Annotated in this window: 18 protein-coding genes; 10 read left to right on the top strand and 8 right to left on the bottom strand. The window is 71.1% G+C overall.

The window, feature by feature from the left end:
• Positions 1 to 9: 9 nt before the first annotated feature.
• From AB5J56_RS14700 to AB5J56_RS14670, 7 genes are all read right to left on the bottom strand, one after another.
• Entirely contained in the window at positions 10 to 528 is a 519-nt protein-coding gene (locus AB5J56_RS14700) for a DUF1990 family protein (protein WP_369233158.1), read from the bottom strand.
• Between the two features lie 71 nt (positions 529 to 599).
• Positions 600 to 2,249, bottom strand: coding sequence for a M4 family metallopeptidase (locus AB5J56_RS14695; RefSeq protein ID WP_369233157.1), 1,650 nt, complete (start codon positions 2,247 to 2,249; stop codon positions 600 to 602).
• Between the two features lie 301 nt (positions 2,250 to 2,550).
• Positions 2,551 to 4,593 carry a M4 family metallopeptidase gene (locus AB5J56_RS14690; protein WP_369233156.1) on the bottom strand — a complete coding sequence of 681 codons (2,043 nt, stop codon included), beginning with the start codon at positions 4,591 to 4,593 and terminating at the stop codon, positions 2,551 to 2,553.
• Positions 4,594 to 5,150: 557 nt separating this feature from the next.
• Positions 5,151 to 6,974: an ABC transporter ATP-binding protein gene (locus AB5J56_RS14685; protein ID WP_369233155.1), complete on the bottom strand. Its 1,824-nt coding sequence runs from the start codon at positions 6,972 to 6,974 to the stop codon at positions 5,151 to 5,153.
• Positions 6,971 to 8,728 (bottom strand): ABC transporter ATP-binding protein, encoded by a 1,758-nt coding sequence (locus tag AB5J56_RS14680; protein WP_369233154.1) that lies wholly within the window; start codon positions 8,726 to 8,728, stop codon positions 6,971 to 6,973. Before AB5J56_RS14680 ends, AB5J56_RS14685 begins: the two co-directional genes overlap by 4 nt.
• Positions 8,729 to 8,762: 34 nt before the next feature.
• Positions 8,763 to 10,643, bottom strand: coding sequence for an ABC transporter ATP-binding protein (locus AB5J56_RS14675; RefSeq protein ID WP_369233153.1), 1,881 nt, complete (start codon positions 10,641 to 10,643; stop codon positions 8,763 to 8,765).
• Positions 10,640 to 12,421, bottom strand: a complete 1,782-nt coding sequence (locus AB5J56_RS14670; RefSeq protein WP_369233152.1) for an ABC transporter ATP-binding protein — start codon at positions 12,419 to 12,421, stop codon at positions 10,640 to 10,642. The genes AB5J56_RS14675 and AB5J56_RS14670 overlap by 4 nt, the downstream gene beginning before the upstream one ends.
• Positions 12,422 to 12,627: 206 nt before the next feature.
• Between AB5J56_RS14670 and AB5J56_RS14665 the strand changes: the two genes are divergently transcribed.
• The 4 genes from AB5J56_RS14665 (at position 12,628) to AB5J56_RS14650 (ending at position 16,340) form a co-directional block, all read left to right on the top strand.
• Positions 12,628 to 13,539, top strand: coding sequence for an ABC transporter ATP-binding protein (locus tag AB5J56_RS14665; protein WP_369233151.1), 912 nt, complete (start codon positions 12,628 to 12,630; stop codon positions 13,537 to 13,539).
• Positions 13,540 to 13,595: 56 nt separating this feature from the next.
• Positions 13,596 to 14,330, top strand: a complete 735-nt coding sequence (locus AB5J56_RS14660; protein ID WP_369242553.1) for an ABC transporter permease — start codon at positions 13,596 to 13,598, stop codon at positions 14,328 to 14,330.
• A gap of 137 nt (positions 14,331 to 14,467) precedes the next feature.
• Positions 14,468 to 15,706 carry a sensor histidine kinase gene (locus tag AB5J56_RS14655; RefSeq protein ID WP_369242551.1) on the top strand — a complete coding sequence of 413 codons (1,239 nt, stop codon included), beginning with the start codon at positions 14,468 to 14,470 and terminating at the stop codon, positions 15,704 to 15,706.
• Positions 15,696 to 16,340: a response regulator gene (locus tag AB5J56_RS14650; protein ID WP_369233150.1), complete on the top strand. Its 645-nt coding sequence runs from the start codon at positions 15,696 to 15,698 to the stop codon at positions 16,338 to 16,340. The genes AB5J56_RS14655 and AB5J56_RS14650 overlap by 11 nt, the downstream gene beginning before the upstream one ends.
• A gap of 8 nt (positions 16,341 to 16,348) precedes the next feature.
• Here the strand turns inward: AB5J56_RS14650 and glgX are convergent, their stop codons facing one another.
• A complete protein-coding gene (gene glgX / locus AB5J56_RS14645; RefSeq protein ID WP_369233149.1) occupies positions 16,349 to 18,634 on the bottom strand; it encodes a glycogen debranching protein GlgX in 2,286 nt (761 codons plus the stop codon).
• Positions 18,635 to 18,790: 156 nt separating this feature from the next.
• On the opposite strand from glgX, the gene AB5J56_RS14640 reads away from it, so the two are divergent.
• The 6 genes from AB5J56_RS14640 (at position 18,791) to AB5J56_RS14615 (ending at position 25,544) form a co-directional block, all read left to right on the top strand.
• Entirely contained in the window at positions 18,791 to 20,005 is a 1,215-nt protein-coding gene (locus AB5J56_RS14640) for an Ig-like domain-containing protein (RefSeq protein ID WP_369233148.1), read from the top strand.
• Between the two features lie 179 nt (positions 20,006 to 20,184).
• Positions 20,185 to 21,429: an Ig-like domain-containing protein gene (locus tag AB5J56_RS14635; protein WP_369233147.1), complete on the top strand. Its 1,245-nt coding sequence runs from the start codon at positions 20,185 to 20,187 to the stop codon at positions 21,427 to 21,429.
• 100 nt (positions 21,430 to 21,529) lie between these two features.
• Positions 21,530 to 22,297, top strand: a complete 768-nt coding sequence (locus tag AB5J56_RS14630; RefSeq protein ID WP_369233146.1) for an enoyl-CoA hydratase/isomerase family protein — start codon at positions 21,530 to 21,532, stop codon at positions 22,295 to 22,297.
• 333 nt (positions 22,298 to 22,630) lie between these two features.
• A complete protein-coding gene (locus tag AB5J56_RS14625) occupies positions 22,631 to 23,134 on the top strand; it encodes an ATP-binding protein (protein ID WP_356134101.1) in 504 nt (167 codons plus the stop codon).
• 340 nt (positions 23,135 to 23,474) lie between these two features.
• Positions 23,475 to 24,260, top strand: coding sequence for a polysaccharide deacetylase family protein (locus tag AB5J56_RS14620; protein ID WP_369233145.1), 786 nt, complete (start codon positions 23,475 to 23,477; stop codon positions 24,258 to 24,260).
• A gap of 105 nt (positions 24,261 to 24,365) precedes the next feature.
• Positions 24,366 to 25,544: a YncE family protein gene (locus AB5J56_RS14615; RefSeq protein WP_369242549.1), complete on the top strand. Its 1,179-nt coding sequence runs from the start codon at positions 24,366 to 24,368 to the stop codon at positions 25,542 to 25,544.
• Positions 25,545 to 25,604 lie beyond the last annotated feature (60 nt).

The raw sequence follows: 25,604 nt of genomic DNA, 5'->3' as shown, positions 1-25,604 counted from the left end.
CGGCTGGGCCTACTCCTCGTACGGCGCGCACATCTTCCGCAGTACCGCCCCGCATCGCCGTGCGTACGCGTGCTGCAACCCGCGCGTGGCCGGGCCGCCCGCGCGGGCGTACCACTTGGCTGCGCGGCTGAAGGCGGTCACGGTGAGCCAGACCGTGCCGTCGCCGGTGCGTTCGATGATGAAGGACTCCTCGCCGCACTCGGGGTGGCCGGGGAGGGTGCCGTAGGCCCAGCCGGTGCGGCGGTACTCCTCGACCGTCCAGACGATGCGGCAGGGGGCCTTGATGAGGGGGCCGAGGGCGACGGTGACATGGACGCCGGGGGCGGCCTTGTCGGCGTCCGCGGTGATGCCGACGCCCAGCGCGCGGTGCATCTCCCAGGTCATGACGGCGTCGGCCGCCGTACGGAAGACGGCCTCGCCCTCGCCGATGCGGGCGCGCACGTGGAGGGGGTGGAACCCGGGCGGGCAGCGGCCGTCGCGGGTGGCGCCCACGTCCTCGTAGCTGAAGGGGGTGTCCGGGGAGAGCATGGGGGACAGCCTAGGGCGGTACCCGGAGTTGCCTTCTCTCCGGGTACCGCCCAGCGTCGGTCAGGTACCGACTAGCTGACGTTGACCGCCGACCAGGCCGCCGCCACCGCGTTGTACTCGGTGCTGCCGGAGCCGTACAGGGCGCTCGCAGCCGAGAGCGTGCCGGTGCGCGCCGCCTTGTAGTTGGTCGACGAGGTGAAGTACGTCGTCAGCGCCTTGTACCAGATCTGCAGCGCCTTGGCGCGGCCGATGCCGGTGACCGTGGAGCCGTTGGACGTCGGGGAGTTGTAGCTGACCCCGTTGATCGTCTTCGCGCCGCTGCCCTCGGACAGCAGGTAGAAGAAGTGGTTGGCCGGACCCGACGAGTAGTGCACGTCGAGGTTGCCCAGGGTCGAGGACCAGGAGTCCTTCGAGCCGCCGTCCTTGCTGGGCTTGTCCATGTAGCGCAGCGGGGAGCCGTCGCCGTTGATGTCGATCTTCTCGCCGATGAGGTAGTCACCGACGTCGTTCGAGTTCGCCGCGTAGAACTCGACGCCCGTGCCGAAGATGTCGGAGGTCGCCTCGTTCAGGCCGCCGGACTCACCGCTGTAGTTGAGACCGGCGGTGTTGGCGGTGACGCCGTGGCTCATCTCGTGGCCGGCCACGTCCAGCGACGTCAGCGGGTGCGTGTTGCTGTCGCCGTCGCCGTACGTCATGCAGAAGCAGTCGTCGTCCCAGAAGGCGTTGACGTACGAGCTGCCGTAGTGGACGCGGGAGTAGGCGCCGACACCGTCGTTCTTGATGCCGCTGCGGCCGAACGTGCTCTTGTAGAAGTCCCAGGTCTCCTGCGCGCCGTAGGCGGCGTCGGCGGCCGCGGTCACGTCGGTGGTGGAGCTGGAGGCGGCGCCCGTGCCCCACGTGTTCGTGGTGTTGGTGAACAGGGTGCCGGTGCCCGTGCTGGTGGTGTGCTTCAGGTTGTACGTCTTGTGGCCGCCGCGCGAGGCGTCGGTCAGCGAGTACGTCGTGCCCGAGAGGCTGGTGGTGAGGCTGACCGTGCCCGAGTACAGCGTCTTGCCGGTGCCCGTCGCGTTCTCGATGCCCTGGTACTCGAAGAGCTTCTTGCCGGTGGCGGCGTCGGTGATGACGTGCAGACGGTTGGGGGTGCCGTCGTCCTGGAGGCCGCCGACGATCGTCTCGTACGCCAGGGTGGGGGTGCCGTTGCCGGCCCAGATCACCTTGCGGGCGCCGTCCGCGGCGGTCTTCGCCGAGCCCGCGGCCTGCGCCGCGGTCAGGGCCTGCTTCTCGGCCTTGGCGACGGCGATCTGCGGCTTGAGGGAGGCCACCTTGATGGTCTTCGTCGTCGCCTTGGTCACGGTCTCGGCCTTGCCCGGCTTCTGGTGGACGACCAGGTCGCCGCCGAGGACCGGGAGTCCGGCGTAGGTGCGCTCGTAGCGCGTGTGCACCGTGCCGTCGGCGTCCTTGACGACGTCCTTGACGACCAGCTTCTCCTTGGCACCGAGGCCTATCTGCTGAGCCGTGGCGGCCGTGCCTGCGTCCGCCTTCTGGATCAGGGCGGTGCGCGCGGCCGCGGACAGCTGGACCGGGGCGGCGGTGCCCGAGGCCGAGGCGGCGTTCTGGGCGGAGGCACCGGTGGTCATACCGGTGGTGAGCAGGGCTCCGGCCGCGACAGCGGTGGCGATGGCCAGAGTGGTGCGCTTGTGACGCGCGTAGAACTGGGTCACGCAAGCTCCTCGTGTGGGGGCGCCCGGACGACGTGGGGTGGTCGTACGGGCGGTGTGAAGTTGCGGTGCGGGTGAGCCGTGCGGTGGAAGAGTGACATCAGGGGCACATAAATGTCATGACCCCGACTAGATCTTGTCTGAAAATCAACCATCGGGTGAAGGGTGGGGGTCGCAGCCGACCCGTCTGATCTTGGTAAGGCGGCAATCAAGTCGAGGTCAGGGCATGGCAAAGAGGGCGCCGCCCCGGGGAGTTGAACCTCCGGGACGGCGCCCTGCACTTTGCCCTGTGTCGAGCCAGGGTTTACGGGAAGGTCAGCTTCCAGCTGTTGATGTAGCCGGTGTCCTGTGCCGCCTTGTCCTGGACCCTCAACTTCCAGGTACCGTTGGCGACTTCGGAGGAAGCGTTGACCGTGTAGGTCGTCTGGACGTTGTCCGCCGAGTCGGAGGAGCTGAACGCCTTCAGGTTGTAGACCGAGCCGTCCGGGGCCACCAGGTCGACGACGAGGTCGCCGCGCCAGGTGTGGATGATGTCCACCGCGACGGCGAGGTTCGTCGGCGCGTTGCCGGTGCGGCCGCTGACCGTGATCGACGAGGTGACCGCCGCGCCGTTGTCCGGAATTGATACGTCGGCCGTGTTCTCGAACGACGTACCGCCACCGCCGCCACCGCCGGGCCGCGAGCCCACGTTCACACCGGCCCACGCGTTCTGCACGGCCGTGTACTCGGCGCTCGTGGTGCCGTACAGCTCGCCCGCCGCCGCCAGCGTGCCCGTGCGGGCCGACGCGTAATTGGTGGTCGAGGTGAACTTCGTGGTGAGCGCGCGGTACCAGATCTGCAGCGCCTTGTCGCGGCCGATGCCGGTGACCGGCAGGCCGTCGGAGGTGGGCGAGTTGTAGCTGACGCCGTTGATGACCTTGGCGCCGCTGCCCTCGCTCAGCAGGTAGAAGAAGTGGTTGGCGACACCCGACGAGTAGTGCACGTCGAGGTTGCCGACGCCCGAGTACCAGGAGTCGGCGGAGCCGCCGTCCTTGCTGGGCTTGTCCATGTAGCGCAGCGGGGTGCCGTCGCCGTTGATGTCGATCTTCTCGCCGATGAGGTAGTCGCCCACGTCGGTCGAGTTGCCCGCGTAGAACTCCACGCCGGTGCCGAAGATGTCCGAGGTGGCCTCGTTCAGGCCGCCGGACTCACCGCTGTAGTTGAGACCGGCGGTGTTGGAGGTGACACCGTGGCTCATCTCGTGGCCGGCCACGTCCAGCGAGGTCAGCGGGTCGGCGTTGCCGGAGCCGTCGCCGTACGTCATGCAGAAGCAGGTGTCGTCCCAGAACGCGTTGACGTACGCGTTGCCGTAGTGCACCCGGGAGTACGCGCCCACACCGTTGTTCTTGATGCCGCTGCGGCCGAACGTGTTCTTGTAGAAGTCCCACGTCTCCGCGGCACCGTAGTGCGCGTCGGCGCCCGCGGTCGCGGCGTTCGACGTGGTGCTGTTGCCCCACGTGTCGCTGGTCTGCGAGAACAGCGTGCCGGTGCCCGACGTCCCGTGGTTCAGGTTGTACGTCTTGTGGGCGCCGCGCGCGCTGTCGTTCAGCGTGAAGTTCGACCCCGACTGGGTGGTCGTCAGGGACACCTGGCCGCTGTACTGCGTGTTGCCGATGCCGTTCTTGATGCCCTGGTACTCGAAGAGCTTCTTGCCGGTGGCGGCGTCGGTGATGACGTGCAGCTGGTTGGGGGTGCCGTCGTCCTGGAGGCCGCCGACGACGGTCTCGTACGCCAGGGTCGGCGTGCCGTTGCCCGCCCAGATCACCTTGCGCGGTGCCCGGTCCGCGTCGGTGGACTTGGAGCCGGCGGCCTTCGCGGCGGACAGCGCCTGCTTCTCGGCCTTCGCGGCGGTGATCTGCGGCTTGACCGAGGCGACCTTGATGGCGGCCTTGGTCGCCTTGTAGACGTGCCCGGTCTTGCCCGACTTCGCGGTGTCGACGACCAGGTCGCCGCCGAGGACCGGGAGACCGTCGTAGGTCCGCTCGTAGCGGGTGTGGACGGTGCCGCTGGCGTCCTTGATGACGTCACGGGCGACGAGCGACTCCTTCGCCCCGAGGCCCAGGTCCTTGGCGGTGTCCGCCTTGGCCGCGTTGGCGTCGCGTATCAGCTCGGCGCGCTGCGAGGGGGTGAGCTTGAGGGCGACGGCGCCGGGGTTGATCTTGCCCGCCGACGGTGCCTGTGCCGGGGCGGCGCTCGCGGCGCCCGACTGTACGGCCGCGGCCAGCAGGGCGGTGACGCCGACGAGGGCGACGCCCGCGATCCGGCGCTGGGTGTGGGAGGTGCGTCTGTGGGAGGAACTGCTGCTCAACACTGACTCCTTCTGCGTGGCCGCGGGTCGCACGGCCAGGGGAGACCGGACGGAGGGTGACCCGTCCGGGCACAACAGGGAAGTACGCAGAAACAGGTGCATGGGGTGAAGCGGACACGGCACAGCGATGGGACTGTGAGGTTGCTGTGGAGTGGCCGTGGGAAGAGTGGCAGGAGATCGCATCATCTGTCAGGACCGCATCAACATGTTGGCCAGAATTGGTCCGTTGTCCGGGGAGTCATGTTCGGTATACGGACTTGTTGGCTGCCGTACGCACAGAGTTGAACAATCCCCAAGTCGGACGGGGGCGGAAGCGCGTCGACGGAGGGGGCCGGCGAGGTGCCGCGGTGTGACGGGAGTTGGCCAGAGAGGTGGCCGGGGTGCGAGGGGCAACGAGTACGGCCGGGCGTGACGACGCACACCCGACCGCGGTCCTTGGCTTCAGTCGTGCGCGTCACTCGCGCCCTCGCTCGGTCGTGCGCGTCACTCGTACCTCGGCTCGGTCGTGCGCGTCGGACGCGCCTTCGCTCAGTCGTGCGCGTCGGACGCGCCTTCGCTCAGTCGTGCGTGTGACCGTCGCCGTGCCACGAGCGCCACAGCGCCGCGTACGCGCCGTCCGCGGCCACCAGGTCGTCGTGCGTGCCGAGTTCGGTGAGGCGGCCGTCCTCCATCACGGCCACGCGGTCCGCGTCGTGCGCGGTGTGCAGACGGTGCGCGACGGCGATGACGGTGCGGCCCGCGAGTACGGCGGCCAGCGCGCGCTCCGTGTGGCGGGCGGTCGCCGGGTCGAGCAGAGCCGTGGCCTCGTCGAGGATCAGCGTGTGCGGGTCCGCCAGCACCACTCGGGCCAGGGCGAGTTGCTGAGCCTGCGAGCCGTCGGTGACAGCCGTCCCGCCCGGCCGCGCCGAGCCGGAATCCGGGGAGAGCGCCTCCGAGCCCAGCGGGGTGTCCAGGCCGTCCGGCAGCTCGGCCACCCACCCGGCGGCGTCGACCGCGGCGAGCGCCGCCCACAACTCGGGGTCGGTGGCGGACGGTTCGGCGATCAGCAGGTTGTCGCGGACGGTGCCGAGGAACACATGATGCTCCTGGGTGACCAGCACGACCTGCCGGCGCAGCTGTTCGGGGCCCAGATCGGCGACCGGCACCCGGCCCACCGTCACGGTGCCCGAGGTCGGCCGGTCGACGCCCGACAGCAGCCTGCTCAGGGTGGTCTTGCCCGCGCCGGACGGGCCGACGAGCGCCAGCCGTTCCCCCGGTCGCACGGTCAGGTCGATCCCGCGCAGGACCTCGCCCCCGCGGTCGTACGCGTACCGCACATCGCGTACGTCGATCAGGTCGCCGTCCGGCACCGGGGAGTCGGCGGCCCCGGCCCGCGGCGCGCGGGCCAGCCCCTCGACGCGGGCGAAAGAGGCGCCGCTGCTCTGCAACTGCTCGACCCGCATCAGGATGGTGTCGAGCGGATCGCTGAGCTGGCGCAGATACAGGGCGGCCGCGACCACCGCACCCAGGCTCATCGCGCCCCGCGCGTGCAGCGCGCCGCCGAGCAGCAGCACCCCCGCCACCGGGACGATGTACGACACCTCCACGGCAGGGAAGAACACGCTGCGCAGGAACAGCGTGTACAGCCGCGTACGCCGGGACGTCTCCAGGGCCTCCCGGCTCGCGGCCACCCGGTGCTCCTGGAGCCCGAAGGCCTCGACCGTGCGGGCGCCCGACGCGGTGGCCGAGAGGATCTCGGCGACGTCCGAAACGGCCGCGCCCTCCGCGAGATAGGCGGCACGCGCCCGGCGCAGATACCAGCGCAGCGCGAACCAGATCCCGACCAGACCGACCACTCCGCAGCCGCCCAGCAGCGGATTGATGACGAAGACCGCGCCGAGGATGAACAGCGCCTGCACGGAGGCGATGAGCAGTTCGGGCCCGGCGTCGCGCAGCGTGGCGCCGACCATGGCGACGTCGGCCGTGCCGCGCGCCGTCAGGTCGCCGGTACCGGCCCGCTCCACGACCGACGCGGGCAGCGCGAGGGTCCGCTCGACGAACTGCTCGCGCACCCGCGCCAGCGTCCGCTCGCCGAAGCGGTGCCCCACGTACCGGGCCCAGCGCGCCAGCAGCAGCTGCACGAGCGCGCACAGCAGGATGACCAGCGCCAGCCGGTCCACGGCGGCGACGCCGCCGCCCGACCGGACGTCGTCGATGATGCGCCCGAGCAGCCACGGCCCGGCGAGACCGGCACCGGCCGCCAGCGCGTTCAGCGCGAGCAGGGCGGCGAACGCCCGCCGGTCGGCCCGCAGCAGCCGCAGCGCCGCCCGCCGCACATCGGCCTGCTCGGCGACGGGCAGATGCCCCGACGCCTCCCTCGGAGGTTCCGTCGCCCGCGTCACCGTACGACCTCCTCGGCGTCCTCGGCGTCCTTCGTGGTTCCGGCGTCTGCGGCGTCCTCGGCGTCCTCGTCCCGGGCGACCAGCGCGCGGTATCCGGGCTGCTCGGTGAGCAGCCGGGCATGGCTGCCGCTCGCGGCGACCTTGCCGTCGACCAGGAAGTACACGGTGTCCGCGCGGTCGAGGACCAGCGGGGAGGTGGTGGTGACGACGGTCGTACGGCCGCTCCGCGCCGCGCGCAGCCGGTCCGCGACGGTGGCCTCCGTGTGGGCGTCGAGCGCCGAGGTCGGCTCGACGGCGAGCAGTACCTCGGGGTCGGCCAGCAGCGCCCGGGCCAGCCGGACGCGCTGTCGCTGGCCGCCGGAGAGGTTGCGGCCCTGCGCGTCGATCGCCGCGTCGAACCCGTCGGGCAGGCCCTGCACGATGTCGTCGGCGACGGCCGCGTGCACGGCCCGCGTGAGCTCGTCCTCGCCCGGGTTCCGGCGCCCGCCGACAAGGTCGCGCAGCGGGCCCGCGAACAGGTCGGCCTCGTGGTCCGCGAGCAGGATCCGCTCGCGCAGCCGCGGCAGGGCGATCTCGTCGAGCGGCACCGAACCCCAGGTCGCCGCCGACGGGGCGTACCGGCCCAGGCGGTCGAGCACGGCCGCGGACTCGGCGGGACGGGCACCGGCCAGCGCGGTCAGCCGCCCGGGCAGCACCCGCACCCCGGACTCCGGGTCGTGCAGTGCCGACGGCTCGGCCGGCGCGTCCCGCGTGCCGGTGCTCTCCAGCGGCTCCAGCCGCAGGAATCGTACGACCCGTCGTGCCGCCACCAGACCGCGGCTGATCTGGTAGCCGCACTCGATGAAGAACGCCACCATCGGCACCACGACCGCGACGTAGCCGTACACCGACACCAACTCGCCGACGGTGATGTCCCCCTCGGCGGCCAGCCGGGCCGCCAGCCAGGTCACCACCGCGAGGAACACCGTCGGCAGCCCGATGCCCAGTGCCTGGATCCAGCTGGTCACCGCCCCGACCCGGTACCCCTGCGCCCGCAGCCGCTGCGAGTCCCGCTCGAAGGCGTCGGCGAACAGCCCCTTGCCGCCCAGCCCGTTGAGGACCCGCAGCCCGCCCGCGAGATCGCCGATCCGCGCGGTCAGCACGCCCTGCCGTTCGCGGTACGCGGTCTCCGTGCTCTGCAGCCGCCCCATCAGCGGACCCACCACCACGATCACCACCGGCAGGCCCAGCAGGATGACCCCGGCCAGCAGCGGCGACACCGACAGCAGTAGCCCCGTGACGAACAGATAGGAGACGGCGGCGCCCACCCCCGGGCCGACGACGGTCAGCGACTGGCTGATCGTCTGGACGTCGCCCACGCCGATCGTGACGACCTCCCCGGCCCCGACCTGGCGCGACAGCGCGGCGCCGAGCTGGACCGCCTGCCCCACGACGACCTTCACCGTACGGAAGTTGGCGTCCATCCGGACCCGGGTCATCGTGCGGTGGCGCATGATGCTCAGCCAGGCGTTGAACGCCCCGACACCGAACAGGACGGCGGCCCAGCCGGCCAGCGCCGCCTGGTCGCCCGGCTCCAGACCGTCGTCGATCGCACGGGACAGCAGGTACGGCGCCACCGCCATCAGCACCAGCCAGATGCTGCCGAGCAGCGCCCCGGCGACGGCGCGCCCCGGCTGCCGGGTGACCAGCCACCACAGGTAGCGGCCGCCGCTGCGACAGTCGGGCCTGCCCGGATCCCCGTACGCGTCAATCATCCGATCCCCCTCGACCCTCAAGCACCCGTGTCCGCTACACCAGGCTGTCGCGCCACGCCCGGTGCAGGTCCGCGAACCTTCCGGTGTCCGCGACGAGCCGGTCCGGGCTGCCGTCCTCGACGATCCGGCCGTGCTCCATGACCAGCACCCGGTCCGCGATCTCCACCGTGGACAGCCGGTGGGCGATGACCACCGCCGTACGGCCTCGCAGGACGGTCAACATGGCCCGCTGCACGGCCCGTTCGCCGGGGATGTCCAGCGAACTGGTCGCCTCGTCCAGGATCAGGACCGCCGGGTCGGCGAGCAACGCCCGTGCGAACGCGACCAGTTGGCGCTGGCCCGCCGAGATACGGCCGCCCCGCTTGCGTACGTCGGTGTCGTAGCCCTCGGGCAGTGAGCTGATGAAGTCGTGGGCGCCGATCGCCTTGGCCGCCTGCTCGATGTCCTTGCGGGACGCGTCGGGGCGGCCGATCGCGATGTTCTCGGCGACCGTGCCGGAGAACAGGAACGCCTCCTGGGTCACCATCACCACGCCGCGCCGCAGTTCGGGCACCGACAGCTCACGCAGGTCGACGCCGTCGAGGAGGACCCGCCCGTCGGAGGGGTCGTAGAAGCGGGCCAGCAGCTTGGCGAGCGTCGACTTGCCGGCGCCCGTCGAGCCGACCACGGCCACGGTCTGCCCGGCGGGCAGGGTGAGGGAGAAGTGCGGCAGGACCTCGCCGCCGGTGCGGTAGGCGAAGCGCACGTCGTCGAAGACCACTTCCCGGCCCGGGTGCTCGGACTCCAGGGCGGGCAGCGGGCGCGGCTCGGACGGCTCCGGCACCGACGGCGTCTGGGCGAGCAGCCCGGCGATCTTCTCCAGCGAGGCCGCCGCCGACTGGTAGGAGTTGAGGAACATGCCGAGGCGGTCGATGGGGTCGTAGAGCCGGCGCAGATACAGCACCGCCGCCGCCAGTACACCCAGCTCCAGCGAGTCGTCCGCCACCCGGTAGGCGCCCCACAGCACGATGCCCGCCACCGCCGTGTTGGCGACCAGGCGGGAGCCGGTGACATAGCGGGCCATCTCCAGGATGGCATCGCCGTTGACGCGTTCGTGGCGCTGGTTCAGTACGCGGAAGTCCGCGTCGTTGGCGTCCTCGCGCCGGAACGCGCGCACCGGGCGGATGCCGTTCATCGTCTCCGCGAACTTCACGATGACCCCGGCGATCGCGGTGGAACGCAGCTGGAAGATCCGGTCCACACGGCGCCGGTAGAGCCGGATGAGCAGATACAACGGGACGAACGAGGCCACCGCCGCCGCGCCGAGGCCCAGGTCCAGCCAGAGCAGCATCGCCGAGATGTAGCCGAACGACAGGATGACCATGACGAGTTCCTGCAGGCCCTCGCTGAGGAGTTCGCGCAGTGACTCGACGTCCGTGGTGGAGCGGGAGATCAGCCGGCCCGAGGTGTAGCGCTCGTGGAAGTCGATGCTCAGCGCCTGCGCGTGGCGGAAGATCCGGCCGCGCAGATCGAGCAGCACGTCCTGGTTGACCCGCGCGGACGCCCGGATGAACGCGTACTGCAGGGCGCCGGAGAGCACCGCGGACAGCGCGTACGCCACGCCCACCGCGATCAGCGGCCCGTGGTCGCCCCGGCGGAACGCCGGTACCCCGCGGTCGATGGCGTACGCCACCAGCAGCGGGCCCGTCTGCACCGCCGCCTGCTGGACCAGGAGCAGCACCGTGGTGAGCACGACGCGCGACCTGAGCGGGGCCAGCAGGGAGCGCAGCAGCGCGGCCGTCGCTCCCTCAGGCGTGGGGAGGGCGTCGCGGTCGAAGGGGTCGCCGTGGTCGGCCGGTTCACCGACGGGCCCCCGCTCATCGCCGCTGCCCTTGTCCGGGTCCTTGTCCGGCGCGGTCTTCGTCGGCGCCGTCATCGGTGGTCCTCCTCGCTGCCCGACATCAGCCAGGCGTACTCGGCGTTGGTGCGCAGCAGTTCGTGATGGGTGCCGACCGCCGCGATGCGGCCGCCGGAGAGCAGGGCCACGCGGTCGGCGAGCAGCACCGTGGACGGGCGGTGGGCCACGATCAGGGCGGTCGTCCCGTCGAGCACGCGGCGCAGCGCGGCCTCCACCGCGGCCTCCGTGTGGACGTCGAGGGCGGAGAGCGGGTCGTCCAGGACGAGGAAGCGGGGGCGGCCGACGACGGCCCTGGCCAGGGCGAGACGCTGGCGCTGCCCGCCGGACAGGCTCAGGCCCTGCTCGCCGACCTGGGTGGCCGTGCCGTGCGGCAGCGCGTGCACGAAGTCGGCCTGTGCGACGGCCAGCGCCCGCTCCAGCTCCGCTTCTCCCGCGGCGTCCGGGGCGCCCATGAGGACGTTCTCGCCGACGCCCGCCGAGAAGAGGGTGGGCTCCTCGAAGGCGACGGCGACGAGCTCGCGCAGCCGGGCCCGGGGCATCGCCGTGATGTCCGTGCCGTCCAGCGTGATCCGGCCGGACGTCACCTCGTGCAGCCGCGGGACGAGCGCGGTGAGCGTCGTCTTCCCGGTGCCGGTCGCGCCCACCAGGGCCATCGACTCGCCGGGGCGAATGTGCAGGTCGACGCGGTCGAGGACGGGGGCCGCGTCGGCGGGGGCGTCGGGGTAACGGAACCGGACGTCGTGGAAGCGGAGTCCGCCGTCGGCCGCCGCGGCGGGCACCCGCGGTGCCGGGGTGTCCGCCGGCTCGGGCTCCTCGTCCATCACCTCGAAGAACCGCTCCGTCGCCGTGGCCGCCTCCTGGCTCATGGCGAGCAGGAAGCCGATGGACTCGACGGGCCAGCGCAGGGCGAGGGCGGTGGAGAGGAAGGCGACCAGGGTGCCGGCCGAGAGGTCGTTGTCGGCGACCTGGACGGTGCCGACGACGAGGGCGGCGCCGATGGCGAGTTCGGGCAGGGTGACGATGACGGCCCAGATGGCGGCGAGGAGCCGCGCCTTGTCGAACTCCGTGCCGCGCAGGGTCGACGAGAGGTCCCGGAACGCGCGGGCCTGGCTGCGGTGCTGCCCGAACCCCTTGATGATCCGGATGCCGAGCACGCTCTCCTCGACGACCGTCGTCAGATCACCGACCTGGTCCTGGGCCCGCCGGGCCACCTTCGCGTACCGCCCCTCGAACAGCGAGCACATGATCATCACCGGGATGCCCGGACCGAGGATCACCAGGCCCAGCGTCCAGTCCTGGAGCAGCATGATGGTCACGCCCACCACGATCGTCACCGCGTTGACCAGCAGGAACGTCAGCGGGAAGGCGAGGAACATGCGCAGCAGCATCAGGTCGGTCGTGCCGCGGGAGAGCAACTGCCCCGAGGCCCACCGGTCGTGGAAGGCGACCGGCAGCCGCTGGAGATGCCGGTAGAGATCCGCCCGCATCCCCGCCTCGACACTCGCCAGCGGCCGTCCCACCAGCCAACGCCGCAGACCGAACAGCAGCGCCTCCGCGACCCCGAGCAGCAGCAGATACAGCGCGCCCAGCCAGATGCCCCGGGTGTCCCGGTCGGCCACCGGCCCGTCCACGAGCCACTTCAGGACGAGCGGGATCACCAAACCCAGACACGATGCCACGACCGCCACGAAGGCGGCGGTGAACAGCCGCAGCCGTACCGGCCGCACATACGGCCACAGGCGCAGCAGCGTCCGTACGGCGGAGTGATCCTTGGTGGTTGCACGTGTCGTGGGCATCAGGGGCGAGCCTACGGATCGGCACTGACAACGCCCACCGAGTTTTGGCCGGACCGAGTCCGGTCCTTGGTCCTACGACCTGCACGTTCGAGGGATCGAACCCCGAGATCCCCCGGAGTCGTACCCCCGCATCAACCGATCGGCTGATGCCCCTTCGAGCGCGATGGCCGATGTGCCGGGACCCGCTGGGCCGGGATTCTCGAAGCATGTCAGCCACACCCGTCATCGAAGTCAGCGGACTGCGCAAGTCCTACGGCGGCCGGACCGTCGTCGACGGTGTCTCCTTCGCCGTCGAGGAGGGCGAGATCTTCGGGATCCTCGGCCCGAACGGCGCCGGCAAGACCACCACCGTCGAGTGTGTCGAGGGCCTGCGCGTCCCCGACGCCGGCCGCGTCCGCGTCACCGGACTCGACCCGGTCGCCGACCACGAGAAGGTCGCCCGCGTCCTCGGAGCCCAGCTCCAGGAGAGCGAACTCCAGGCGAAGCTCACCGTCCGCGAGGCGCTGGAGCTGTACGCCGCCTTCTATCCGCGCCCGGCCGACTGGCGCCCGCTCGCCGAACGCCTCGGCCTCACCGCGCAGCTCGGCACGCGCTTCGCCAAGCTCAGCGGTGGCCAGAAACAGCGCCTGTTCATCGCGCTCGCCCTCGTCGGCGACCCCCGGGTCGTCGTCCTCGACGAGCTGACCACCGGCCTGGACCCACGGGCCCGCCGTGACACCTGGCAACTCATCGAGGACGTCCGCGCGAGCGGTGTCACCGTCCTCCTCGTCACGCACTTCATGGAGGAGGCGCAGCGGCTGTGCGACCGGATCGCCGTGATCGACCAGGGGCGGGTCGCCGCCCTTGACACCCCGGCCGGACTGATCCGCCGCTCGGCGGGCTCCACGGTCATCAGCTTCACGCCGTCCGCCCCGCTGGACGAGCGTGACCTGAACACGCTCCCCGCCCTCGCGTCCGTCGAGCACAAGGACGGCCGCCTCACCCTGTCCGGCACCGACGAGACGGTCAACGCGGTCATCACGCTGCTCGCCCGCCATCGCGTCACCGCCCACCAACTCCGCGTCACCGACGCCACCTTGGACGACGCGTTCCTCGACCTGACGGAGACCGCAGCATGAGCACCCTCGCGAACCCCGCCGTGAACACCACCGCGAACTCCGCAAGGAAAACCGCCCTGAACCCCGCCGTCCTGCGCACCGAGATCCGGCTCTTCCGCCGCGAACCGGCCGCCCTCTTCTGGGTCATGCTGTTCCCCACCCTCCTCCTGGTGATCCTCGGTTCCATCCCGTCCTTCCGCGAGGCCGACTCCTCCTACGGCGGGCTGCGGCCGGTCGACGCGTACGTACCGGTCACCGTGCTGGTCGGCCTGATCGTGGGAGGGCTCCAGTCGATGCCCCAGACCCTCACCGGCTACCGCGAGCGCGGCATCCTGCGCCGGATGTCCGCCACGCCCGTACGGCCGGGCGCCCTGCTGTCCGCGCAGATGCTGGTCTACGGAGGGGCCGCCCTGGCGTCGGCGCTGTCCGCCCTCGCGGTCGGCAGGATCGCCTTCGACGTACGCCTGCCGAAGCAGCCCTTCGGCTACGCGCTGGCCCTGCTGCTCGCCGTGCTCGTCGCCCTCGCGCTCGGCGGGGTGGTCTCCGCCCTGTCCCGTACGACGAAGATCGCGGGGGCGATCGGGTCGGCCGTGTTCTTCCCGATGATGTTCTGCGCGGGCGTGTGGCTGCCGGTGCAGGCCATGCCGGACACCCTCGCCCGGATCGTCGGGTACACGCCGTTCGGTGCCGCCGCCGAGGCCCTGAACCGGGCGGCGGCGGGCCACTGGCCGGGCTGGACCCACCTGGGTGTGCTGGTGATGTGGATCCTGCTGCTGTCCGGCGCGGCGACGCGCTGGTTCCGCTGGGAGTGACCCCGGCCGTGCACGAGACTGGGGCCATGGCGGACAAGGCGGGGGTGGAGGGGGCCGTGACCGACGGAGCACGGGCGGGCGGTACGACGGCGGTCATGACCGCGATGCCGGGCATCGCGACCAGGGCGCACGACGTGATGGTCGCGCCGCGGCGGGCGGCGTTCCACCGCTGGGCGCCGTACGGGCTGCTGGCCGTCGGGACCCTCGCCTGCGCCGTCTCGGCCGCCGCCGTGGGCATGGCCAGGGGCGAGGAGTACGCATGCGCCGTCCTTGTGCTCACGGCACTCGCCCTTCAGCTGGTGTGGGGCAGGGCGGCGCGGAGCCGGCCGGGTCCGTCCACGGCGGGCACCGTCTACTACTCGGTCCGCTGGGCCCTCGGCTTCGCCCTCTGCTGGCTCAACCCCTTCTTCGCCTTCTACGCCGTCGCCGGGTACTACGACGTCGGCCGGCTGCTGCGTCCCCGCCTGGTGAGGCTGGGTCTCTTTGCCACCGCCGTCACCATGGCCGGCGCCCAGGTCGGCGGGATGCCGCCGCAGAGCGGGGTGCTCTGGCTCGGCTTCGGCCTGGTGCTCGGCGTCAACGTCGGCCTGCTCGTCGTCTTCAGCCGCCTCGCCGCCCAGGACGACGAGCGCACCCGCGTCCAGACCGACACCATCGCCGAACTCGAACGCACCAACACGGCGTTGCAGCAGGCCCTCGACGAGAACGCCGCCCTGCACGCCCAACTCCTCGTCCAGGCGCGGGAGGCCGGGGTCGCGGACGAACGCCGCCGTCTCGCCGCCGAGATCCACGACACGATCGCGCAGGGCCTGACCGGGATCATCGCCCAGCTCCAGGTCGTCGCGGGCACCCCCGACCCGGCCGCCGCCCGGGAGCACCTCGAACGCGCCGCCGACCTCGCCCGGCACAGCCTCGGCGAGGCCCGCCGCTCCGTGCAGAACCTCGCCCCGGTGGCCCTCGCCGACAACGGCCTGCCCGAGGCGCTCAGGAGCACGGTCGCCGAATGGGGCGAACGCACCGGTGTCCGCGCCGAGTTCACCGTCACCGGCACCGCCGAACAACTCCACGACGAGGTATCGGCCACCCTGTTGCGCATCGCCCAGGAAGCCCTGTCCAACGCCGCCCGGCACGCGGCGGCCACCCGCGCCGGGGTCACGCTGAGCTTCATGGGCGACGAGGTCGTCCTCGACATCCGTGACGACGGCCGGGGCTTCGACCCGCTCGCCGTCCCCGCCCGCACCGGCAGCGGCGGCTTCGGCCTCGACGGCATGCGGGCCCGTGCCGAGCGCATCGTGGGCTCCCTCGCCGTCGAATCGGAGCCGGGGCACGGCACGGCGGTGTCGGCTCGCGTACCGTTGGTCCGCCATGACGGATGACGCCCTGATCACCCTGCTCGTCGTAGACGACCATCCCGTCGTACGGGACGGTCTGCGCGGCATGTTCGAGTCCGAGCCCGGATTCCGGGTCCTCGGCGAGGCGTCGAACGGCGTCGAGGCGGTCGAACGGACCGCGGTTCTCGACCCGGACGTGGTCCTGATGGACCTGCGCATGCCGGGCGGCGGCGGGGTCGAGGCCATCGCCCGACTGACGCGCGACGGTGCCCGGGCGAAGGTCCTCGTCCTCACCACGTACGACACCGACTCCGACACGCTCCCCGCGATCGAGGCGGGCGCCACGGGCTACCTGCTCAAGGACGCCCCGCGCGACGAGCTGTTCACCGCCGTCCGCGCGGCGGCGCAGGGCCGCACCGTCCTCTCCCCGGCCGTCGCCTCCCGCCTGGTCTCCGCGGTCCGCGCCCCCGGGGCTCCCGGCAACGAGTCGCTCTCCGCCCGCGAGCGCGAAGTGCTCGCCCTGGTCGCCAAGGGCACCTCCAACCGAGAGATCGCCCGCGAACTCTTCATCAGCGAGGCGACCGTGAAGACCCATCTCACCCACCTGTACGCCAAGTTGGGCGTCAAGGACCGGGCGGCCGCGGTGGCGGTGGCGTACGACCGGGGAATCCTGGGCTGATCAGGAGGTCACCCGGACACCCGCAACAACAGCACGGCCCGCGCCGGCACCGTGATCGTCGCCCCCGCCCGGTGCGTCACGCCCGGCGCCGCTCCCTGCTCCTCCCGCGAGGTGTCGACGACCACCTCGTACCGCTCCGCCCACGGCGGCCCCGGCAGGACGAAGCTCGCCGGCCGGTCCCCGGCGTGCAGGACCGCCAGGAAGCTGTCGTCGAGGAAGGGCGCGCCCCGCTCGTCGCGGCCGGGGATGTCCCGCCCGGAGAGGTACATGCCGAGCGTGGCGGCGGGGGCGTACCAGTCCCGTTCCGTCATCTCGGTGCCCCGCGCCGTGAACCACGCCAGGTCCCGCAGCCCGTCCGCCGAGTGGGCCCGCCCCGAGAAGAACGCCCGTCGCCGCAGCACCGGGTGACGGTGCCTCAGCTCGATCAGCCGGGAGGTGAGGTCGAACAGGGCCCGCCAGCCCGGCTCCTCCAGCAGGCTCCAGTCGACCCAGCTGATCTCGTTGTCCTGGCAGTACGCGTTGTTGCTGCCCCGCTGCGTGCGCCCGAGTTCGTCGCCCGCGACCAGCATCGGCACGCCCGTCGACAGCAGCAGCGTCGTCAGCAGGTTCCTCAACTGCCGTCGCCGCAGGGCCCGTACGCGCTCGTCGTCCGTCTCGCCCTCGGCCCCGCAGTTCCAGGCGCGGTTGTCGTCCGTGCCGTCCCGGTTGCCCTCCCCGTTCGCCTCGTTGTGCTTGCGCTCGTAGGAGACCAGGTCGCGCAGGGTGAAGCCGTCGTGGGCCGTCACGAAGTTCACCGAGGCGTACGGCCGCCGCCCGCCCCACGCGTACAGGTCGCTCGACCCCGACAGGCGGTACCCGAGATCCCGTACGTCCGGCAGCGCGCCCCGCCAGAAGTCCCGTACGGCATTGCGGTAGCGGTCGTTCCACTCCGTCCACAGCGGCGGGAACGCGCCCACCTGGTAGCCGCCCGAGCCCACGTCCCAGGGCTCCGCGATCAGCTTCACCCGCCGCAGCACCGGGTCCTGGGCGATGACGGCCAGGAACGGCGACAGCATGTCGACGTCGTGCATCGACCGCGCCAGCGCGGCGGCCAGATCGAAGCGGAAGCCGTCCACCCCCATCTCCGTCACCCAGTAGCGCAGCGAGTCGGTGATCAGCCGCAGTACGTGCGGCTGCACGACGTGCAGGGTGTTGCCGCAGCCCGTGTAGTCCGCGTACCTCCGGGCGTCCGGCTGGAGCCGGTAGTAGCCCCGGTTGTCGATGCCGCGCAACGACAGCATCGGGCCCAGCTCACCCGCCTCCGCGGTGTGGTTGTAGACCACGTCGAGGATGACCTCGATCCCGGCGGCGTGCAGGGCGCGCACCATGCGCTTGAACTCGCCGACCTGCTCGCCCGTCGTCCCGGACGCCGCGTAGGCCGCGTGCGGGGCGAAGTAGCCGATCGAGTTGTAGCCCCAGTAGTTGCGCAGCCCCTTCCTCAACAGATGGTCCTCGTGGGCGAATTGATGCACCGGAAGCAGCTCGACGGCGGTCACGCCGAGCTTCACGAGGTGCTCGATCGCGGCCGGGTGCGCCAACCCGGCGTAGGTGCCCCGCAGTTCCTCCGGAATCCCCGGATGCAGCTTGGTGAATCCGCGCACGTGCATCTCGTAGATCACCGAGTCCGCCCACGGTGTCTTGGGGCGGCGGTCGTCCGACCAGTCGTCGTCATCGTGCACGACGACGCCCTTGGGGACGTACGGCGCGGAGTCCCGGTCGTCGCGCACGGTGTCCGCGACCTGCTGCTGGGGCCAGTCGCGCACATGCGCGTACACCTCGGGCGGCAGGCTGAAGTCGCCGTCCACCGCGCGGGCGTACGGATCCAGGAGCAGCTTGGCCGGGTTCCAGCGGGCGCCGGTCCACGGGTCCCAGCGGCCGCGCACCCGGTAGCCGTAGCGCTGCCCCGGCATGGACCCGGGCACGAAGCCGTGCCAGATCTCGTGCGTCAGCTCGGTGAGCGGAACCCGGCTCTCCACGCCGAGTTCGTCGAAGAGGCACAGCTCCACCGCCTCCGCCCCGCCCGCCCACAGCGCGAAGTTGGTGCCCGCGACGCCGTCGGGGCCCACGCGAAAGCGCGCCCCGAGCGGGGTCGGGGCGCCCGGCCACACCGCCACGGCCGGCGCCTCGTGATGCGCGCCGTTCAGCACGGCGGCGGGGTGCGCGGACGCCCCACCGCCCGGAGCGACCCCTTCCGGGGCCGCCTGCTCCGGGACCGCCCCTTCCTGAACTGCCTCCTGCTTGGCTGCGCTCGACACCTGTCAGCCTCCTGCGGCTCGGTGGGACGAGCGCGAAAACGGGCGTACGGCGTCCCGGCCGCGGCTCCCCTTCGCGTCGTCCTCCCCACTGTTCTGCCCAGACCTTGGCTCGCACTCACGTTTCCCCAGAGGGGCATGGTCGTTGGGCCCTGTGTGATGCACGCACAGACGCGCGCGCGGCGCGCAGGGGCCGCGCTGGCCGCCGCACTGACATGGGCCGCCCTGCTGGCCGGGGCCGCCGGCTGCACGTCGGACGGGATGGACCAGGTGCTCGGCAAACCCCGCGCGCCCGAGGACGTCATCCGTATCTCGCCCGACGACGGCAGCCGGGCCGTACGCCCCGAGGAGCGGATCAGGGTACGGGTGCCCAGTGGCCGCCTGGAGTCCGTGAAGGCCGTCCGCTCCCAGGACGCCCAGGAGACCCCGGTGCCCGGGCACATCTCCGAGGACGGGCTCACCTGGGAGCCCGACGCCGAGCGGCTGGCGCTCGCCGCCAAGTACACCCTGGACGTGGTCGCCCTCGACGGACACGGGCGCCGCTCGGCACGGCACACGACGTTCACGACGTACGTCCCGGGGGAGCGGTTCATCGGGTACGTGACCCCCGAGGACCGTTCCACCGTCGGCACCGGAATGATCGTTTCGCTGGAGTTCAACCGGGAGATCGAGAACCGGGCGGCCGTCGAGCGCGCGATCCGCGTCGAGGCGAAGCCCGCCGTGGCGATCCGCCCGCACTGGTTCGGCAAGGACCGCGTCGACTTCCGGCCGGAGACCTACTGGAAGACCGGGACCAAGGTGACGGTCGACCTGCGGCTGCGGGACGTGGAGGGCGCGCCCGGCGTCTACGGACTCCAGTACAAATCCTTCTCGTTCACCGTCGGCCGCAGCCAGGTCTCCCTCGTCGACGCCACCGCGCACACCATGCAGGTACGCCGCGACGGCGATCTTCTCGCGACGGTGCCGATCACGGCGGGCGCTCCGAAGACGACGACGTACAACGGGAAAATGGTGGTCACCGAGATGCTGGAAGTGACCCGGATGAACAGCCGCACGGTCGGCTTCGGCGGCGAGTACGACATCCCGGACGTCCCGCACGCGATGCGGCTGACCGACTCCGGGACCTTCCTGCACGGCAACTACTGGGCGCCGAGCAGCTTCGGCAACACCAATGTCAGCCACGGCTGTGTGGGCCTCAAGGACGTGAAGGGCGGCAGCTCGGACACGCCCGCGGGCTGGTTCTTCGACCGCAGCCTCATCGGCGACGTCATCGAGGTCGTCCACAGCAATGACAAAAAGGTCGCTCCCGACAACGGACTCGGAGGGTGGAACATGGGCTGGAAGGAGTGGAAAGCGGGCGGTGCCGTGAAGTAGCGCGACATAGGGGTACGCATCGCGCGGACCCGAGCACGCCCCCACACGGCCCAAGTTGGGACTGAACAGTGACAATCCCGGGGAGCCATCGCCGCAGGCCGTGTGATTAATTAGCGCGATACGCGCGGGGGCCGCGCTGGAGTGCGGGCCTGATCAGGCCGTGCGAGGGGAGAACGACTGTGAACGGGCGACCGATATCGGGGGCGTCGGTTGGCGCACGGGCATACCGGAGCAAGGGCCTGCTGGCGCTGCTGCTCGGGGTGCTGCTGTTCGCCGTGACGGCATGCGGGGGAGGGGACTCGGATTCCGGGTCCGGCTCCGGCGACGCCAAGGGCAAGGATTCCACCAAGGCGGACACCAAGGCGTCGCAGGCCGTCGTGACGATCGCGCCGAAGGACGGCGCCGACGACGTGAAGACCAGCGGCGCCCTCAAGGTGAGCGCGGCCAAGGGCAAGTTGACCGAGGTCGAGGTCGCGGACACCAAGGGCAACGCGGTGGCCGGGAAGATCACGGACGGCGGCGCGACCTGGACGCCCGCCACGCACCTCGCCTCGGCCACGAAGTACAAGGTCCACGCGGTGGCCAAGGACTCCGGCGGCCGTGAGTCCGCCGAGGACTCCGCCTTCACCACGCTGACCCCGAAGAACACCTTCGTCGGCACCTATGCACCCGAGGACGGCTCAAAGGTCGGCGTGGGCATGCCCTTCTCGATCCGCTTCACCCGGGGCATCACGCACCCCGCGGACGTCGAGAAGGCCATCGAGATCAAGACGGTGCCCGCGGTCGACGTCCAGGGCCACTGGTTCGGCAACGACCGCCTCGACTTCCGCCCGGAGCAGTACTGGAAGGCCGGTACCAAGGTCACCGTCAAGCTCAACCTCGACGGCGTCGAGGGCCGCCCCGGCGTCTACGGCAAGCAGGCCAAGACCGTGACGTTCACGATCGGCCGCAGCCAGGTCTCCACCGTCGACGTCAAGACCCACAAGATGGTCGTCAAGCGCGACGGCAAGGTCTACAAGACCATCCCGATCACCACGGGCAAGCCGGGCTACGACACCTGGAACGGCCAGATGGTCATCAGCGAGCGCCTCCGGGTGACCCGCATGAACGGCGAGACGGTCGGCTACGGCGGCGAGTACGACATCAAGGACGTCCCCGACGCCCAGCGCCTGACCGACTCGGGCACGTTCATCCACGGCAACTACTGGGGCGGCGACGCCTTCGGCAACTACAACGCCAGCCACGGCTGCGTCGGCCTGCGCGACAACCGGGGCGGCGGCGACCGCAACGCGCCGGCGGCCTGGTTCTTCGACCACTCCATCACCGGCGACGTGGTCATCGTGAAGCACTCCAAGGACAAGACGGTCGCACCGGACAACGGCCTCAACGGCTGGAACATGTCCTGGGCGGACTGGACGGCGTAGGGCTTCGCCCCTTCCCGGCTTGCGGGCCCGGCGCCGCTGCTCACCTCTGTGAGCAACGGCACCGGGCCCGCTCCCGTTAATCACCGTTAACCTGGCCGGCATGACTGTGCATCTCGAAGTGGCAGAAGGCGTCGGAACGATCCGCCTGGACCGCCCTCCCATGAACGCGCTGGACGTCGCCACGCAGGACCGGCTCAAGGAGCTCGCCGAGGAGGCCACGCGCCGCGAGGACGTGCGCGCCGTGGTGATCTACGGCGGGGAGAAGGTGTTCGCGGCGGGCGCGGACATCAAGGAGATGCAGGCCATGGACCATACGGCGATGATCGTACGGTCCCGGGCGCTGCAGGAGTCCTTCACCGCTGTCGCCCGCATCCCGAAGCCGGTCGTGGCGGCCGTCACCGGCTACGCGCTGGGCGGGGGCTGCGAGTTGGCGCTGTGCGCCGACATTCGCATCGCCGCGGACAACGCGAAGCTCGGACAGCCGGAGATCCTGCTCGGCCTGATCCCCGGCGCGGGCGGCACCCAGCGCCTCTCCCGGCTGATCGGCCCCTCCAAGGCCAAGGACCTGATCTTCACCGGCCGGATGGTGAAGGCAGACGAGGCGCTGGCGCTCGGACTCGTCGACCGGGTGGTACCGGCCGACGAGGTGTACGCACAGGCGCACGCCTGGGCCGCGAAGCTCGCGCAGGGGCCGGCGCTCGCGCTGCGCGCCGCCAAGGAGTCGATCGACACGGGCCTGGAGACGGACATCGAGACCGGGCTCGCCGTCGAACGGAACTGGTTCGCGGGGCTGTTCGCGACGGAGGACCGCGAGCGCGGGATGCGCAGCTTCGTCGAGGAGGGCCCGGGCAAGGCCAAGTTCCTCTGAGTCCGCGCTCCGTTCCGCGTCCCCGAAACACGCCGTGGGGGTACGGAAATTCACTCCTCAACTTCTGCTGATCCACTTGCAGTTGACGCGATGTCTCACCCGGTGTCCCCCGAAGGGGCGGTTTATGGGAGCCTTAACGCAACCTTAAGCCTGCCGCTTCGGGGGGCTCTGGCGATTGCCTCAACTGCCCAGTATTTGCAGGTCAAACCGGCTGCAACCGCAACCGAAATGCCCCTGGCATATGCCGATCGGATCTTGCGGAATAGGGGGTTCCGGGGGGCGTATTCCTTCGGAACGGCCCCGAAGGGCGCGTTGGGCGGCCATGATGGAGGCATGGCGGGGCCGGAGGGTATCGAACAGCCGCGGCGGCACGGGAGTGCGACCGCGGCGCGCTGGTCGCCTGCGGTCGAGGACGAACAGGCGCTGAAGGCGCTGGAGTTGTTCGGAAACCCGACGGAGGCCGAGGTGCCGTTGCCGTCCCGCCCCGAGTCCGCGGCCACCGCGCGGCGGCTCACCCAGGTGATCGTCCTACGGCACTGGGGGCTCTCGCCGAAGATGACCGAGGATGCCGTCCTGCTCGTCTCCGAGCTCGTCGGCAACGCCGTACGGCACACGGGCGCCCGCGTGTTCGGGCTGCGGATGCGGCGCCGGCGCGGCTGGATCCGCATCGAGGTCCGTGACCCCTCGCGGGGGTTGCCCTGTCTGATGCCGGTCCAGGAAATGGACCTGAGCGGCCGAGGCCTGTTCCTCGTCGACAAACTCTCCGACCGCTGGGGCGTAGACCTGCTCCCACGCGGCAAAACCACGTGGTTCGAAATGCGAGTCGCCGACCGCTGACCCCGGTCACCGTCTTCTTTCCTTCGCACACGATGCCCGCAGGGAGGACGGACCCGCCGCCATGCGAGCGACCACGCACCCGCAGCCGCGTACGCACGGAAGGGGCCGTGCCGGTACGTCTCTGCCCGTCGCGTAGCAGATCGCCCGCCGAGTCTCGCCGTGTTTCAACCCCGGGTAGTACGCCCACGCGGCGACGGGCAAGACGTACCGGCACGGCCCCGACCCACCCACCGCACCGCAGGCGCCCCGCGACAGGCGCCCCCGCCAGCAACCGCACACCACGACCCACCCCCTCCGCCAAACAGGTAAATAGGTACATTTCCCATCCCGCCCCCCTTAAATGGTCCACGTGACCACCACCGACCGCCGTTCGGCGCTGCGCGCAGGCGTCGGCATCGCCGCAGCCGGGGCGCTCGGCAGCGGGTGCGCGGCGCCCGGTGCCGCCGCCCACCCCGCAGCCGCGCCCCCGACCACCGCCAAGCCCCACCCCCCGCACACGCCGCTCGCAGCGCACCGCTTCGCCGGGCAACCCGCCCAGATCACCCACGGCCCCCGCACCCGCCCCCAAGTGGCCCTCACCTTCCACGGCCAGGGCGCCCCCGCCATCGCCCGGTCGCTGCTGGACGAGGCCGAGAAGGGCGGAGCCCGGGTCACCGTGCTCGCCGTCGGCAGCTGGCTGGACGAGCACCCGGAGATGGCCCGCCGGATCCTCGACGGTGGCCACGACCTCGGCAACCACACCCTGCGCCACCTCGACATCAACGCGATGTCGGAGGCTGACGCGAACGCGGAGATCCGCGGCTGCGCCGAGCGCCTGCGCCGTCTCACCGGTTCCGTCGGCACCTGGTTCAGGCCGTCGCGCTCCCCCCGCGCCTCTCCGCTCGTTGAACGGCTGGCTCGCCGCGCGGGGTACCCGCACGTCCTGTCGTACGACGTCGACTCGCTCGATTTCACGTCGCCTGGCGCCTCCGCCATCACCCGCAAGGTCGGCGGCGAGGTCCGCAACGGGTCGGTGGTGAGTCTGCATTTCGGGTACGCGGACACGGTCGCCGCGCTGCCCGCCGTCCTGGAAGAACTCGACCGCCGCGGCCTGCGCGCGGTGACGACCACGGAGCTGCTGAGCTGATGCACCGTACCCAGAACCGCACCCGCACCCAGAACCCCACCACCACCCACACCCAGAACCCCACCCTCACCCCCCACCCGCCCCCAAACCCCCCACCGCACCCTCCTGAAGCGCCCCCTGATCACGAGCCTCGCCCTCGTGGCCCTCGCCACCCTGGCCGCCTGCGGCGGCGAGGCCAAGAGCGGCCACGCGAACGAGGCCTTGGGCACCAAGGCCGCGCTCCAGCCGGCGCAGCCGAAGAGGGAGACGGTGCAGGGCCTGCCCGGCATGCCCCCGGTGCTCGACCCGACGGACGTCTACGCGGCGGACCGCCCCAACCAGCTCTCCCCGGCCGTCAGGGACTTCCCCTCCCGGGTCTACGTCCCCAACACCAACTCCAACACCGTCTCGGTCATCGACCCCAAGACGTACGAGGTCATCGAGACGATCCCGGTCGGCGCGCAGCCCCAACACGTCGTCCCCTCCTGGGACATGAAGACGCTGTGGGTCAACAACGACAGGGGCAACACGCTCACGCCCATCGACCCGAGGACCGGCAAGGCGGGCAGGACGGTCGACGTGCACGACCCGTACAACCTCTACTTCACGCCCAACGGCAAGTACGCGATCGTGATGGCCTCGCTCGACCGCGAGCTGGTGTTCCGGGACGCGCACACCATGAAGCGCGAGAAGACCGTGCCGGTCAGCTGCTACGGCGTCAACCACGCCGACTTCTCGCTCGACGGCAAGTACTTCATCGTGTCCTGCGAGTTCAGCGGAGAACTGCTGAAGGTCGACACGGAGAAGATGAAGGTCGTCGGCCAGCAGAAGCTGCCGTTCAACGGGGCCATGCCGCAGGACGTGAAGGTCTCCCCGGACGGCAAGCGGTTCTACATCGCCGACATGATGGCCGACGGCATGTGGGTCCTGGACGGCGACAAGTTCACCGAGCCGACCCTGCTGCCCACCGGCAAGGGCACCCACGGCCTGTATGTCAGCCGCGACTCCCGTGAGATGTACATCTCCAACCGTGGCGAAGGCACCATCTCCATCTTCGACTTCGCCCAGAACAAGCTGACCAAGAAGTGGCACCTGCCCGACGGCGGCAGCCCCGACATGGGCGGCGTCTCCGCCGACGGCAAGGTGCTGTGGCTGTCCGGCCGCTACAACTCCGAGGTGTACGCCATCGACACCCGCACAGGCGTCCAGCTCGCCCGCATCAAGGTCGGCAGCGGCCCGCACGGCCTCGCGGTGTACCCGCAGCCGGGCCGCTACTCGCTCGGGCACACCGGCATCTTCCGCTGAGGCAAAGGAAGTTCGGGACACGCCGTCGTACGAGTGATGATCCACGGCCCGCCGCCGCGG

Source organism: Streptomyces sp. R21 (assembly GCF_041051975.1).
In the GTDB taxonomy this organism is placed as follows: Bacteria; Actinomycetota; Actinomycetes; order Streptomycetales; family Streptomycetaceae; genus Streptomyces.
Note: the sequence above shows the minus strand (reverse complement) of the source record. Positions and strands in the feature narration are given on the sequence as shown.

Coding starts and splice junctions, on each gene's coding strand:
- AB5J56_RS14700 (WP_369233158.1), bottom strand. CDS start 528: ATGCTCTCCCCGGACACCCCCTTCAGCTACGAGGACGTGGGCGCCACC.
- AB5J56_RS14680 (WP_369233154.1), bottom strand. CDS start 8,728: ATGATTGACGCGTACGGGGATCCGGGCAGGCCCGACTGTCGCAGCGGC.
- AB5J56_RS14675 (WP_369233153.1), bottom strand. CDS start 10,643: ATGACGGCGCCGACGAAGACCGCGCCGGACAAGGACCCGGACAAGGGC.
- AB5J56_RS14670 (WP_369233152.1), bottom strand. CDS start 12,421: ATGCCCACGACACGTGCAACCACCAAGGATCACTCCGCCGTACGGACG.
- AB5J56_RS14665 (WP_369233151.1), top strand. CDS start 12,628: ATGTCAGCCACACCCGTCATCGAAGTCAGCGGACTGCGCAAGTCCTAC.
- AB5J56_RS14655 (WP_369242551.1), top strand. CDS start 14,468: ATGGTCGCGCCGCGGCGGGCGGCGTTCCACCGCTGGGCGCCGTACGGG.
- AB5J56_RS14650 (WP_369233150.1), top strand. CDS start 15,696: ATGACGGATGACGCCCTGATCACCCTGCTCGTCGTAGACGACCATCCC.
- AB5J56_RS14640 (WP_369233148.1), top strand. CDS start 18,791: ATGCACGCACAGACGCGCGCGCGGCGCGCAGGGGCCGCGCTGGCCGCC.
- AB5J56_RS14630 (WP_369233146.1), top strand. CDS start 21,530: ATGACTGTGCATCTCGAAGTGGCAGAAGGCGTCGGAACGATCCGCCTG.
- AB5J56_RS14625 (WP_356134101.1), top strand. CDS start 22,631: ATGGCGGGGCCGGAGGGTATCGAACAGCCGCGGCGGCACGGGAGTGCG.
- AB5J56_RS14620 (WP_369233145.1), top strand. CDS start 23,475: ATGGTCCACGTGACCACCACCGACCGCCGTTCGGCGCTGCGCGCAGGC.